A 13,384-nucleotide genomic window follows, 5' to 3' on the forward strand; every position below is an offset into this window, starting at 1 on the left:
TACGCGACCTTCAATCGTCAACCATTACAATTATGCTGAGTAACATTACTTTGACAGGCGGGAGGTCAATTTGATCCCGGACGTATCTCAGGCGCTGGCCTGGCTGGAAAACCACCCTCAGGCATTGAAGGGTATTCAGCGTGGTCTTGAGCGTGAAACGCTGCGCGTTAACGCGGACGGTAGCTTAGCGACGACGGGTCACCCGAAGGCGTTAGGCTCGGCGCTGACACATAAATGGATCACAACCGATTTCGCTGAGGCACTGCTGGAGTTCATCACGCCAGTAGAGGGTGATATTGATCATATGCTGACGATCATGCGCGATATCCATCGCTACACCGCGCGCAACATGGGCGACGAACGTATGTGGCCCCTCAGCATGCCGTGCTATATCGAGCAGGGCCAGGAGATTGAGCTGGCGCAGTACGGCACGTCAAATATCGGCCGGCTGAAAACGCTCTATCGCGAAGGGCTGAAAAACCGGTACGGCGCGTTGATGCAGACGATCTCGGGCGTGCATTACAACTTCTCGCTGCCAATGGCGTTCTGGCAGGCGAAATGCGGTGAAACGGATAAAGACGCGATCTCTGAAGGCTACTTCCGCCTGATCCGCAACTATTACCGTTTCGGCTGGGTGATCCCGTATCTGTTTGGTGCCTCCCCGGCGATCTGTTCTTCGTTCCTGCAGGGGAAACCGACCACGCTGCCGTTCGAGAAGACCGAGTGCGGAATGTACTATCTCCCGTATGCCACCTCTCTGCGCCTGAGCGATCTCGGTTATACCAATAAATCGCAAAGCAATCTCGGTATTACGTTTAACGAATTGCACGAATATGTGGCAGGATTGAAGCGGGCGATCAAAACCCCGTCGGAAGAGTACGAGAAAATCGGCCTCGAAAAAGACGGCAAGCGCCTGCAAATCAACAGCAATGTGCTGCAGATTGAAAACGAGCTGTATGCGCCTATTCGTCCTAAGCGCGTAACGCGCAGCGGTGAAACCCCGTCGGATGCGCTGCAGCGCGGCGGGATCGAATACATTGAAGTGCGTTCGCTGGATATCAACCCGTTCTCACCGATTGGCGTTGATGAGCAGCAGATTCGCTTCCTGGATCTGTTTATGGTCTGGTGCGTGCTGGCGGATGCGCCGGAAATGAGTTCAGACGAACTGCTCTGCACCCGTACAAACTGGAATCGCGTGATTCTGGAAGGGCGTAAGCCGGGCCTGACGCTGGGTATCGGCTGCGAAACGGCACAGTTCCCGCTGACCAAAGTCGGCAAAGATCTGTTCCGCGACCTGAAGCGTGTTGCCCGCACAATGGACAGCATCGACGGCGGCGACGCGTATCAACAGATCTGCGACCAGCTGATGGAATGTTTTGATAATCCGGAACTGACGTTCTCAGCGCGTATTCTGCGTTCTATGATCGATCAGGGCATTGGCGGCACCGGGCGTTCACTCTCAGCGGAGTACCGCGAGATGCTGATGCAGGAGCCGTTAGAAGTGCTGAGCGAAGCGGATTTTGTCGCGGAACGCGATGCGTCCGTGGTGCGTCAGAAAGAGGTTGAAGCGGCGGATACCGAGTCGTTTGAGGCGTTTCTGGCGAAGCAGGCTTAAGCAGAAAAGAAAAAGGCCACATCGCTGTGGCCAAAATATACATCTCTGAATTCAGGGATGATGATAACAAATGCGCGTCTTTCATATAGTCAGACGTGCATTCTGTAGAAGAGTTCAGTTTATTTTAAAAAAAATCACTGTCGGAGGTGACGTATGCCGTTATTAGATAGCTTTACTGTCGACCATACCCGTATGGAAGCACCTGCAGTACGCGTGGCGAAGACCATGCACACCCCGCACGGCGACACGATCACCGTCTTCGATCTGCGTTTCTGCGTGCCAAATAAAGAAGTGATGCCAGAGAAAGGCATTCATACCCTGGAACACCTGTTCGCCGGTTTCATGCGTGACCATCTGAACGGCAACGGCGTTGAGATCATCGACATCTCTCCGATGGGCTGCCGTACCGGTTTCTACATGAGCCTGATTGGCCAGCCAGAAGAGAAACGCGTCGCTGATGCGTGGAAAGCGGCGATGGAAGACGTGCTGAAGGTGAAAGAGCAGAACCAGATCCCTGAGCTGAACGTTTACCAGTGCGGTACTTACCAGATGCACTCTCTGGAAGAAGCGCAGGACATCGCGCGCCACATCATCGAGCGTGATGTTCGCGTGAACAGCAACGAAGAGCTGGCCCTGCCAAAAGAAAAACTGCAGGAACTGCACATCTAGTGCACCTTTCCCCTCTCCCTCCGGGAGAGGGTAGGGTGAGGGTGGTTTAACCCCATGACCACAACCTCAACGTTCTCCTTTACCCATCGTCCCCTCGTTCCGTTTGCCCATGATTACGTTCATGGTGACAGCGAGCCGTGGCATGAACACGACTGCGCGCAGCTGTTGCACACCCTGAGCGGCGTGGTTCGGGTCGATACGGAATCGGGCTGTTGGGTTGTTCCTCCCGGTCGCGGCGTCTGGCTACCGGCGGGGACCCGCCACTCGCTTCGCATCACCGGCAACGTGGCGGCGCGAACGCTGTTTATCGATCCGCTGGCGCGGGCCGATCTCCCGGCCACCTGTCAGATCGTGCAGATCGCGCCGCTGTTGCGCGAGCTGATCCTCGTCTCTCTTGCTTTACCTGAATCGTACTCGCCCGGCAGCCGGGATGAACGCGTCTATGAACTCATTCTTGATGAAATCCGCACTATGCCTGTGCTGCCGTTTCATCTGCCGGAGCCGGAAAGCGAGGCGTTACGTCACCTGTGTCTGCAAATCCGGCAAAACGCGGGGGAGAGCTGGAGCAGCGCGCAGGCCGCGAGCATGATGAACGTGAGCGAACGCACCCTGAACCGCCATTTTCAGCAGCAGACGGGATTAAGCTACGGCGAGTGGTTGAGAAGGGCGCGCCTGCTGGAAGCCTTAGTGCGGCTGGCGCAGGGCCAGCCGGTACTACGCGTGGCGCTGGATCTGGGTTACGGCAGCCACAGCGCCTTTACGGCGATGTTTCGCCGGGTTATGGGCATCTCTCCCAGCGATTACTTTAAGAACGACTGACGGCGTTTAAAAGCGCCTGAAGCGACGCGCGCGCCACGTCGCTGTCGATGCCCACGCCCCAGCGGCTGCTCCCGTCCTGGAACAGGCAGCGGATGTAGGCCACCGAGCGGCTGTCGCTGCGTTCGCCTAACGTATGCTCGTGATAATCCTTAATCACGAACGGGGCGCTGATCCAGCGGCTTAAGCCTTGAGCGGCGGCGGAGAGCAGACCGTTACCCTGACCTTCCAGCTGACGCGTTCCCCCCTGCGTAGCGATGCTTGCCGTCAAACGCAGCTGGCCGTCCTGCTGGCTGTCGCTGCGGTAGGATTGCAGCGCAAACTGCGGCGTGGCTACCAGCCCGTAGCGGGTGCGGAACAGCTGCCACAGCGCATTCTGCGTCATCTCTTTTCCGTGGCGATCGGTTTCCTGCTGCACGTGCTGGCTGAAATCCTGCTGCAGGGCGCGAGGTAATTTCAGACCATGATTCTGTTCGATGAGCCACGCGCTGCCGCTTTTCCCTGACTGGCTGTTGACGCGGATCACCGCTTCGTAGGTGCAGCCGATATCCTGCGGATCGACGGGCAGATACGGCATCTCCCAGCGATCGCCAGGCCTGCGGGCATCAAAGCCTTTTTTGATCGCATCCTGGTGCGAGCCGGAGAAGGCGGTATAGGCCAGCCGGCCTGCCCACGGGTGGCGCGGATGCACCGGCAGCTGGTTGCAGGCTTCCACCACTTCCACGACCCGGTTCATATCGCTAAAGTCGAGATTCGGGCTGACGCCCTGGCTGTAGAGGTTCATCGCCAGCGTCACCAGGCAGACGTTGCCCGTGCGTTCCCCGTTACCAAACAGACAGCCCTCCACGCGGTCTGCCCCCGCCATCACGGCCAGCTCGGCGCTGGCGACGCCGGTACCGCGGTCGTTATGCGGATGTACGCTGATGCAGACATCCCGGCGGCGGCTGAAGTGGCGACAGAAATACTCGATCTGGTCGGCATAGACGTTCGGCGTGCTCACTTCGACGGTGGCCGGTAAGTTGATCACCATGGGCCGTTCGTCGCACGGCTGCCAGATCTCCGCCACGGCTTCACAAATCTCCAGCGCAAACTCCGGTTCGGTAAAGCAGAAGGTCTCCGGGGAATACTCATACTGCCAGCGGGTGTCCGGGTTCTCTTCACACAGCTGACGAATTAGCCGCGTGGATCGCGTCGCCAGCTCAACGATTTGCGCTTTTTCCATGCCGAACACCAGGCGGCGGAACAGCGGGGCGGTGGCGTTATACAGATGGACGGTGGCCTGTTTCGCACCGCGCAGGGATTCGAAAGTGCGATGGATGAGATCTTCCCGCGCCTGGGTTAATACCTGAATCGTGACGTCATCCGGGATGCGGTTCTCTTCAATCAGCTGGCGAACGAAGTTGAAGTCGGTCTGCGAGGCGGATGGGAAAGCCACCTCAATTTCTTTGAATCCGCAGCCCAGCAGCAGGTCCCAGAACTGCAGCTTGCGGGTGCTGTCCATCGGCTCGGCAAGGGCCTGGTTGCCGTCGCGCAGGTCGGTGGAGAGCCAACGCGGCGCGCGGGTAATGCGTTGCTCCGACCAGCGGCGGTCGGGCAGAAAAAGGGTTGGATAGGGTTGGTACTTGTCGGCGGGTGTGTTCAGCATGATGCGCTCCTGTTGTCTTTTCACTATCGTGAATTGATTTCAGGAGCGCTGCTTTATCGAAACTGTCAATCGCTGTCGCGTTCTGGACACGGTGCGGTTTTTTGCCGGATGGCGGCTACGCCTTATCCGGCCTACGTTCGTAGGCCCGGTAAGCGAAGCGCCACCGGGCAACTGTCACAGGACTAGTGCGCGCCACCGCCGCCGCTACCGGCGCCAAACGGTGGTTTAGCAAACCATACCAGCCCCAGCAGGACGATAAAGATCCCCGCCGATATCCAGAAAATCTCGTTGGCCGAGATAATCAGCCCCTGGTTGGTGATCTGCTGGGCAATCCAGCCGGACGCCTGCTGCTCCGTCATACCCATTCCCTGCAGCTGGTTGTACATCTGCTGAGAGTTCGGGTTGAACGGGTTCACCGCTTCGGTCAGCTGGGCATGGTGCATCGATTCACGGTTCGTCCACAGGGTGGTGGTGATCGACGTACCTATCGAGCCCGCCAGCGTTCGCGTAAAGTTCGACAGGCTCGATGCGGCCGCCATGCGCTCAGGCGGTAAACCGGAAAGCGTGATGGTGGTCAGTGGCATAAAGAAGCACGCCACGGCAAAGCCCTGAATAAACTGCGGCCACGCGGACGCGCCAAAGTCCATTCCCGGTTCGAACGTATACGCGCGCCAGTAGAAGCACACGGCGTACATGATAAAGCTGAACGTCACCAGCCGGCGCATGTCGAGCTTGTGGGCGAAGCGGCCAATAATCGGCGACAGCAGAACCGGAATCAATCCAACCGGCGCCGAGGCTAAACCTGCCCAGGTTGCGGTGTAGCCGTATACCTCCTGCAACAGCTGCGGCAGCAGTACAATCGCGCCGAAGTAGAGCATGTAGGCGAGGCTGATACACAGACAGCCTATGGTGAAGTTTCGCGACTTAAACAGCGACAGGTCGACTATCGGGTTATCGTCCGTCAGCTCCCAGACAATCAGGAAGCTCAGCGACACCACCGCGACAATCGTCAGGATGATGATCTCCCGGGAGTTGAACCAGTCCAGCTCTTTGCCCTGGTCGAGCATGACCTGCAGGCTACCGATGCCGACAACCAGCAGTGCCAGACCAATGGCGTCGATACGCCGCTGTTCCGTCCGGGTTTCTCTGCCGCGCAGCGACTGGAGCGTCAGCATTACCACGAGGGCGCCAATCGGTACGTTGATGAAGAAGATCCAGCCCCAGTGATAGTTGTCGCTGATATAGCCGCCTAAGATAGGCCCGCAAATCGGCGCGACAATCACGGTCATCGACCACAGCGCCAGCGCAATCGAGCGTTTGGCTGGCGGGTAGTTGTTCAGCAGTAAGCTCTGCGACAGCGGGATCAGCGGCCCGGCGACAATCCCCTGAATGACGCGGAAGAAAATCAGCATCGTCAGGCTGCTGGACATGCCGCACGCCCAGGAGGCAAGAACGAACAATACCGTTGACCAGAGGAACAGCTTCACTTCACCGACGCGCTTTGCCAGCCAGCCGGTAATCGGAATGGAGATGGCGTTTGCCACCCCAAACGAGGTAATGACCCAGGTCCCCTGGCTCAGCGACGAGCCAAGGTTACCGGCGATGGTCGGGATCGCCACGTTTGCGATGGTGGAGTCCAGCACCTGCATGAATGTCGCCAGCGACAGCGCGATGGTCATAATGACCAGCTGCGCGCCTTCCAGCGGTTTTTGCGGCTTTTGCTGTTGCATAACGCTCACCTTCGGATTAACCGGCGTTTGCCTTCACGATGTCATCGATCAGTTTGTTGACCGGATCGAGGCTAATTTCACGGGCGTTACTTTCATAAGCCGGGCTGCTGCGCACCTGGCTTGCCAGGATCTGACCGTCGCGGTTGGCGGTGTCGACCGTTACCAGCGTAGAGAGGCCGATACGCAGCGGGTGATCCGCCAGCTGTTTGGCATCCAGCTCAATACGCACGGGCAGACGCTGAACCACTTTGATCCAGTTACCGGTGGCGTTTTGCGCAGGCAGCAGGGAGAAGGCGCTGCCGGTCCCCATGTCCAGACCAACCACTTTACCGGTGTACTTCACGTCATCGCCGTAGATGTCGCTGACAACCGTCGCGCTCTGGCCGATACGCATATGGGCAAGCTGCGTCTCTTTAAAGTTGGCGTCTACCCACAGATTGTCTGCCGGCACGACCGCCATCAGCGGCGTGGTTGGGCTAATCTGCGCCCCTGGCTGGACGGAACGACGGGAGACATAGCCGGTCATCGGGCTGACGATTTTGGTACGCTGCAGGGCAAGCCACGCGTTGCGCACTTCGGTCGCCGCCTGCTGTACGGCAGGCTGGTTTTCCAGACTGGTGCCCAGCACCATCGCCTGGTTGGCGTTGTACTGTTGAATCGCCACATCCAGCTGTGCCTGAGCGCTGGCAACGGCATCGCGGGCGTGCTGCAACTCTTCACGGCCAATCAGGTTGGCGGTGCCGAGCGGTACGCGGCGGTTCAGGTCGCTCTGCGCCTGCGCCAGCGCCGTTTTCTGCACGTCGATGTTGGCCTGCAGCTGTTTGCTGTTGATCATCAGCTGGCGGGTCTGACGGACGCTGGAGGCCAGCGCGGTCTGTGCTTTTTCAAACGCCTGCTGGGCGTCGGTTGGATCGAGGGTCACCAACACATCGCCTTTTTGCACAAAGTCGGTATTGTCAGCCCAGACTTTCGTCACGCTGCCCGACACCTGCGCCATAATTTGTACCTGGTTCCCTGCCACGTACGCGTCGTCAGTCTCTTCTGCATGACGCAGTACTAAAAACCAATAGATCCCATATGCCACGGCAATAATGATAAAGAGCAAGGTCAACAGAAGAAGGGCGCTCTTACGTTTGCCTTTCTTGTTGGCCGGTTGCTGCGGGGTAGTGCTCTCCGCATTTGCGCTCATTGTTGTTCTCCACGATCTTCTTATTTTCACATCGGCTGAGCCGACCTGTTGTCAGAAAGGCCAGCACTGTGACGTGCTGGCCTGTCGGTTTTCTTATGAATCTGGAATGGTGAGCGTGTCGTCGCGTTAGCGCAGCGCCTCAAGAACGGCGCCGTCTTCATCCATCTGGTCCAGACGGGTGAGCAGCTTGCGAGTGATGTGCTCAAGCTGGTCGCGCTCGGCGGTGCTGAGGACAGACCAGAGTTTGTGCAGGCAATTGTGCTGAGGTGGCAGCACCTCGCGCAGGAACTGGTGACCTTTATCGGTCAGTTGCAGATGCAGGCAGCGGCGATCGTTGTCGCTTTCACGGCGCTCAATCCAGCCGCGCTTTTCGAGTTCATCGGCAATACGGGTCGCATTGGTACGGGAGGAGCCCAGCGCGCAGCTCAGTTCGGAAGGCTGAATGCTGTGATTTTCCTGAGACTCCAGCGTAATCAACGCCATAAACAACGTCTCGTTAATCCCTTGAGCTTTCAGCATTTTATTACGGTTTTCCAGTAGCTTACCCTGCATGTGCATGCACAGGCGAGTCAGCAGGATTTCCTGATACGGGAAGTCCTCATGGCGACTGGCGCGGAATTTAAGCATTTGTTCAATGGGCGTAAACGAACTATCCATTTGGGCATAACCTCATTAATTACAGCCGATATAGTAACGATAGTGACAAATAATGTAAATGAATTATTTGTGCGGTTATATCCGCCAAACTTATGTCACCATCAGAAAGCGCCGGGTAAGTCCGTGACCCGGTGAGCACAGAAAGCGTTGGGTGTGAACCCGCTGAAGAGAGGATGTGAGGACGGGGGTCTGAACTATTCATGCCGATTGTAAATATGTCACCCACATTAAAATTTCTGGGATAAATGATTACGTTTACATTAACAGAGTGAAGGGCCTCTTAACACCCTAAGAGGCCAACTCAATGTAAATGTTAGTTAATTGCATCCTGGCGGTGATAACCGCGCCACCATACTAGCAGGTTGAGAGTGGCGACGATGGCCCCGATCGCGCATACCCCCGACCAGCCCGCATGCTGCCACGCCGACGCTGAAATAAGCGAACCCGCTGCGCCGCCGATGAAGTAGCTGGTCATGTATCCGGCCGTCAGGCGGTTACGCGCCTCTGGCTTCACGCGATAGATGACGGTCTGATTGGTGATGTGAACGCCCTGAACGGTGAGATCGAGCACCAGGATACCGACGATCAGCGCCAGCACCGAGATGTGTCCGTACCAGATCGCCGCCCAGGAGAGCAGAAGTAAAACCAGCCCTGCTGAGGTGGTCAGGTGGGATTTGCCCTTGTCGGCCAGCCCGCCAGCGGGGCGTGCCCCCAGCGCGCCTGCGGCACCGGCCAGGCCGAACAGGCCAATCACCCCTTCGGAATAATTGAACGGCGGCGCGGCCAGCAAAAACGCCATCGACGTCCAGAGAATGCTGAAGTTAGCGAAGGTGAAACAGCCCAGCAGGGCGCGGGTACGCAGAAGCTTGTCCTGCTTAAACAGGCTGAAAACGGAGGCCAGCAGCTGAGGATAGTTCAGGTGGTTTTCCTGCTTCACTTTTGGCAGCCCGCGCCACAGCGCCAGCGCCATGACGACCATCAGCACGCTCGCCACCCAGTATACGGTGCGCCAGCCGCCGAGGCTTGCCAGCAGCCCGGCAACGGTACGCGCCAGCAAAATCCCCAGCAGCAGGCCGCTCATGATGGTGCCCACCACCTTGCCGCGTTTTTCCGGAGAGGCGAGGGTCGCGGCGAGCGGGACCAGGATTTGCGCCACGACGGAGAACAGCCCCGTAAGCGCGGTTCCGACGATCATCATCGTCAGCGACTGGCTGCTGGCGGTGATCAGCATCCCACCGGCGGCCAGCAGGGTCATGGAGACGATCAGCATTCGGCGTTCAAACATATCGCCGAGCGGCACCAGGAACAGCAGCCCGGCGGCATAGCCCAGCTGTGCTGCGGTAACGATAAAGCCTGCGGAGCTGGCGGAGAGATTGAACGCGCGGGCGATGGTGTCGAGAAGGGGTTGTGCGTAATAGTTGCTGGCGACCGCCAGACCCGTTGCCACGGACATTAAAAGGATGAGTGCGGGGCTAAGCCCTTGAGCTGTTTTTGTCATTAGTTTCAGGAATCGTTAGTTGAGTGATTATTTTTCCGGAAACCATAATAGCTAATGATTGTGAAAGTGGGGGGATTGTTGGGTGATGTATTGTGCGGTTTAGGTAGATTGTGCGGTTTGATCCCCTCACCCCGGCCCTCTCCCAAGGGGAGAGGGAGGTCATCGTGCCCTCTCCCTCTGGGAGAGAGTTAGGGTGAGGGGGAGGGTTTTGTTTTTACTTCTGCGCTTCAAGCGCCTCTTTCACCCAGCCGTCAAACAGCTGCTGGTGGGCTTTGATCCAGCCGTCGACGTGGCCTTTCACATCCGCTTCAGACGATTTGCCCGCATGCATCATTGCGTTCTGGGCATTGATGTCCGCCAGCGGCAGCTTCATCACCGAGAACAGCTTCGCCGCCGCCGGGTTTTTCTCCGCCCAGGCTTTGTTAGCCACGATATGCATGGTGTTCACCGGGAAGCCGTAGTTCATGCCGTTCGGCAGCTTGGTGTCGATATCTTTCTGCTCGCCCGGCAGGGAGGAGAACGGCACCTGCAGCCATACCACATCTTTGCCCGGCTTCAGCACGTCGCTTACCCAGTACGGCGTCCAGGTGTAGTAGATCACCGGTTTACCCTCTTTGAAGCGGGCAATGGTGTCGGCCATCATCGCTGAATAGTTGCCGTGGCTCACGTCGACCGTTTTCGCCAGATCGAATGCTTTGTTCTGGTGGTTAATCACCGCTTCACAGCCCCAGCCCGGCGAGCAGCCCATCATGTCGGCCTTGCCGTCACCGTTGGTGTCGAACAGTTTGGCGATCTTCGGATCTTTCAGCTGTTCAATGTTGGTGATGTGGTACTTATCGGCGGTTTTTTTGTCGATCAGATACCCCTGCGCTGCGCCCGTCACGAAGGTCCCTTCGCGATAGAACTTCTTGTCGCCACCGGCGGCGGCATACATGTCGTCGTGCAGCGGCTGCCAGTTCACCGCGGTAAAGGTGGCGTCACCGGAGGCAATCGACGTGTAGCCTACGTTGTAGTCCACTTCGCTCGGCGTGTTAACCGTGTAGCCCAGCTTCTCCAGCGCGCGGCTGACGATCAGGGTCTGGAAGCTCTCTTCCGAAATGGTGCTCTGCACCGGCTGTACGGTAATGCCTTTGCCAGGCAGGTCAGCCGCAAACGCGCTGGTGGAGACAAGGGTGGCAAACGCTGTGGCAAAAAGTACGTTATGTCGCATCGTTGTTCCTTATTTTGATTTCGTGAAAGGGCGGGTGAGTAACCCGACAGGACCGGTGGTATACCAGCGACGGTTGCCGCGACTGCGTGAATCACGACCGACGGCCTGGGTCAGGCGGTCAAGAATGATGGCGAGGATCACAATGCCGACGCCGCCGACGGTGGCCAGCCCCATATCGAGACGGCCAATGCCGCGCAGCACCATCTGACCCAGACCGCCAACGGCGATCATCGAGGCGATCACCACCATCGACAGGGCCAGCATCAGCGTCTGGTTAACGCCCGCCATGATGGTCGGCATCGCCAGCGGAAGCTGAACCTTAAACAGCATCTGGCGCGGGCTGGCGCCGAACGAGCGTGACGCTTCGATCAGGTCCGCAGGCACCTGGTTGATCCCCAGAATGGTCAGACGAATAATCGGCGGCAGGGCGAAGATAATGGTCACCACCACGCCCGGCACGTTGCCGATGCCGAACAGCATCACGATAGGCACCAGATAGACGAACGCCGGGGTAGTCTGCATCGCATCCAGCAGCGGGCGAATTATCTTCGCCGCTCGCGGGCTGCGTGCCAGCCAGATCCCCATCGGCAGGCCGATGACAATGCAAAAGAGCAGAGCGGTCAGCACCAGCGCCAGGGTGATCATCGCCTGCGACCATGCGCCAATCGCGCCGATAGCGATCAGAGAGATAAGCGTGGCGATCCCCATCCCTGCGCTACCGAACTGCCAGGCGATCAGGGAGAACAGGATAATCGCCACCGGCGCCGGCATGCCCAGCATCAGCTGCTGGAAGCCGTTCAGGATGTAATCCACCGGGACGCGGATCCCCTGGAAGACCGGACGGAAGTGGGTGACCACCCAGTCGATCCCTTCCGTGACCCAGCTGTCCAGCGGGATCAGCGTTTTGTGGAACGGATCCATGATGTTGAAGTGTTCTGGCGCAGGCGCGGGTGCGCTGTTGAGCCAGTCTACCGCGCCGCCGCCATCGGTCGGCGCTGGCGTGGAACCCCACGCGTCGGCAGATTGCGCAGCGCTGTCCGCTGCCTCAGTGGCGCCCCACGGGTTAGATTGATCGGTCATTGTTTGCCCCCTCGCGATCTAAAGCCTGCAGCAGCATCCTTTTTGAGATGATGCCGACGTACTGTTGTTCCTCACCCACGACCGGTACGGCGCACGGTGCCTGGCCCACGTGAGAGAGCAACTCGCTGAGCGGCGTTTCGGCGTCCACGGCAAGCGGAGCGTCAATTAACGCCGCATCGATTCCCTGGTTCTCAGTCAGAGCCGTTTTCAGGGAGTCGATGGAGACAACGCCAACAAATTTATTGCCGCGTTCAACCAGATAACCGTATTCACGGTCTTCATCCTGCAGCAGCTTCAGCGCCGAGCGCGGGCCGAAGCCTGGCGTTTTACGGATAATGCCGTTTGGCGTTCGACGGGCAATATCTTTGGCGCTAAAGACCTGGCTAATATCCACGCCGCGGAAGAAGGTGCGCACATAATCGTTCGCCGGATTATTGAGAATTTCATCCGGCGTGCCGACCTGCACCACTTCACCGTTTTGCATAATGGCAATGCGGTCGCCAATACGCATGGCTTCATCCAGATCGTGGGAAATAAAGACAATCGTTCGCTGATGTTTAGCCTGTAATTTTACCAGCTCATCCTGCATCTCGGTGCGAATTAACGGATCGAGGGCGGAGAAGGCTTCATCCATTAATAATATGTCTGGATTAATGGCTAATGCACGGGCTAATCCCACGCGCTGACGCATACCGCCGGAAAGTTCATCCGGGTACGCATGCGCATAATTTTCCAGCCCGACCTGACGCAGCGCATCAAGGGCTTTTTCCTGACGTTCCTGAGCCGGCGTGCCGGCTAATTCCATGCCGAAAGCGGTATTATCCAGCACCGTCATGTGTGGCATCAGCGCGAATGACTGGAACACCATTGCGATCTTCTTTCTGCGCACCTCGCGAAGCTCTGCGTCTGATATTCTGGCGATATCCACGCCGTCAATCAGCACCTGCCCGCGGGTGGGTTCAATCAGGCGATTGAGAAGGCGAACCATAGTGGATTTACCCGAACCGGATAATCCCATGATGACAAAAATCTCGCCTTCTTCAATGGCCAGACTGGCGTCTTTAACGCCAAGCGATAGCCCGGTTTTTTCCAGAATTTGCTCTTTCGTAAGGCCTTTCTCAATATATTTGAATGCGCGCTGCGGGTGCTCGCCAAATACTTTATAAAGATTTTTCACTTCTAATTTAATTGCCATGCAATAGAGAGTGTCCTGTTATTTGTTTATGCCGATATGATTACCATGGTAAATTGTTAACGGGCATAACCCTAACATAC

At 57.6% G+C, this 13,384-nt stretch carries 11 protein-coding genes; 3 read left to right on the top strand and 8 right to left on the bottom strand.

Annotation, left to right across the window (positions count from 1 at the left end):
* The first annotated feature begins 70 nt into the window (after positions 1-70).
* The 3 genes from gshA to USF70_RS15900 all read left to right on the top strand — a co-directional run bounded on the left by gshA (position 71) and on the right by USF70_RS15900 (position 3,103).
* The gene (gshA, locus tag USF70_RS15890) at positions 71-1,615 is read left to right on the top strand and encodes a glutamate--cysteine ligase (RefSeq protein WP_058841097.1); all 1,545 of its coding nucleotides are present in this window, start codon (positions 71-73) and stop codon (positions 1,613-1,615) included.
* A 153-nt stretch (positions 1,616-1,768) separates the two neighbouring features.
* Positions 1,769-2,284, top strand: a complete 516-nt coding sequence (gene luxS / locus USF70_RS15895; protein WP_014884972.1) for an S-ribosylhomocysteine lyase — start codon at positions 1,769-1,771, stop codon at positions 2,282-2,284.
* Between the two features lie 54 nt (positions 2,285-2,338).
* The gene (locus USF70_RS15900) at positions 2,339-3,103 is read left to right on the top strand and encodes a helix-turn-helix transcriptional regulator (RefSeq protein ID WP_320735787.1); all 765 of its coding nucleotides are present in this window, start codon (positions 2,339-2,341) and stop codon (positions 3,101-3,103) included.
* On the opposite strand, the gene leuA is transcribed toward USF70_RS15900, so the two are convergent.
* The 8 genes from leuA to proV all read right to left on the bottom strand — a co-directional run bounded on the left by leuA (position 3,090) and on the right by proV (position 13,304).
* Positions 3,090-4,745: a 2-isopropylmalate synthase gene (gene leuA, locus USF70_RS15905; protein ID WP_320735788.1), complete on the bottom strand. Its 1,656-nt coding sequence runs from the start codon at positions 4,743-4,745 to the stop codon at positions 3,090-3,092. The genes USF70_RS15900 and leuA overlap by 14 nt on opposite strands.
* 182 nt (positions 4,746-4,927) lie before the next feature.
* Complete coding sequence (emrB, locus tag USF70_RS15910; RefSeq protein ID WP_032660391.1) at positions 4,928-6,475, bottom strand: multidrug efflux MFS transporter permease subunit EmrB; 1,548 nt, start codon at positions 6,473-6,475, stop codon at positions 4,928-4,930.
* Between the two features lie 16 nt (positions 6,476-6,491).
* The gene (gene emrA, locus USF70_RS15915; RefSeq protein ID WP_023308934.1) at positions 6,492-7,664 is read right to left on the bottom strand and encodes a multidrug efflux MFS transporter periplasmic adaptor subunit EmrA; all 1,173 of its coding nucleotides are present in this window, start codon (positions 7,662-7,664) and stop codon (positions 6,492-6,494) included.
* Positions 7,665-7,790: 126 nt separating this feature from the next.
* Positions 7,791-8,321, bottom strand: coding sequence for a transcriptional repressor MprA (mprA, locus tag USF70_RS15920; protein WP_023333174.1), 531 nt, complete (start codon positions 8,319-8,321; stop codon positions 7,791-7,793).
* A gap of 313 nt (positions 8,322-8,634) precedes the next feature.
* Entirely contained in the window at positions 8,635-9,819 is a 1,185-nt protein-coding gene (locus tag USF70_RS15925; RefSeq protein ID WP_320735789.1) for an MFS transporter, read from the bottom strand.
* Positions 9,820-10,033: 214 nt separating this feature from the next.
* Positions 10,034-11,029, bottom strand: coding sequence for a glycine betaine/L-proline ABC transporter substrate-binding protein ProX (gene proX, locus USF70_RS15930; protein ID WP_320735790.1), 996 nt, complete (start codon positions 11,027-11,029; stop codon positions 10,034-10,036).
* A 9-nt stretch (positions 11,030-11,038) separates the two neighbouring features.
* Positions 11,039-12,109 (bottom strand): glycine betaine/L-proline ABC transporter permease ProW, encoded by a 1,071-nt coding sequence (proW, locus tag USF70_RS15935; protein WP_320735791.1) that lies wholly within the window; start codon positions 12,107-12,109, stop codon positions 11,039-11,041.
* Positions 12,093-13,304 carry a glycine betaine/L-proline ABC transporter ATP-binding protein ProV gene (proV, locus tag USF70_RS15940; protein ID WP_167818907.1) on the bottom strand — a complete coding sequence of 404 codons (1,212 nt, stop codon included), beginning with the start codon at positions 13,302-13,304 and terminating at the stop codon, positions 12,093-12,095. Before proV ends, proW begins: the two co-directional genes overlap by 17 nt.
* Positions 13,305-13,384 lie beyond the last annotated feature (80 nt).

It is taken from the genome of Enterobacter sp. 237C8 (genome assembly GCF_034106865.1).
Lineage (GTDB): Bacteria > Pseudomonadota > Gammaproteobacteria > Enterobacterales > Enterobacteriaceae > Enterobacter > Enterobacter asburiae_B.

Excerpts from the sequence above, each read along its gene's own strand:
- luxS (WP_014884972.1), top strand. The coding sequence starts at position 1,769 with ATGCCGTTATTAGATAGCTTTACTGTCGACCATACCCGTATGGAAGCA.
- emrA (WP_023308934.1), bottom strand. The coding sequence starts at position 7,664 with ATGAGCGCAAATGCGGAGAGCACTACCCCGCAGCAACCGGCCAACAAG.
- emrB (WP_032660391.1), bottom strand. The coding sequence starts at position 6,475 with ATGCAACAGCAAAAGCCGCAAAAACCGCTGGAAGGCGCGCAGCTGGTC.
- USF70_RS15925 (WP_320735789.1), bottom strand. The coding sequence starts at position 9,819 with ATGACAAAAACAGCTCAAGGGCTTAGCCCCGCACTCATCCTTTTAATG.
- proX (WP_320735790.1), bottom strand. The coding sequence starts at position 11,029 with ATGCGACATAACGTACTTTTTGCCACAGCGTTTGCCACCCTTGTCTCC.
- leuA (WP_320735788.1), bottom strand. The coding sequence starts at position 4,745 with ATGCTGAACACACCCGCCGACAAGTACCAACCCTATCCAACCCTTTTT.
- USF70_RS15900 (WP_320735787.1), top strand. The coding sequence starts at position 2,339 with ATGACCACAACCTCAACGTTCTCCTTTACCCATCGTCCCCTCGTTCCG.
- proW (WP_320735791.1), bottom strand. The coding sequence starts at position 12,109 with ATGACCGATCAATCTAACCCGTGGGGCGCCACTGAGGCAGCGGACAGC.
- mprA (WP_023333174.1), bottom strand. The coding sequence starts at position 8,321 with ATGGATAGTTCGTTTACGCCCATTGAACAAATGCTTAAATTCCGCGCC.
- proV (WP_167818907.1), bottom strand. The coding sequence starts at position 13,304 with ATGGCAATTAAATTAGAAGTGAAAAATCTTTATAAAGTATTTGGCGAG.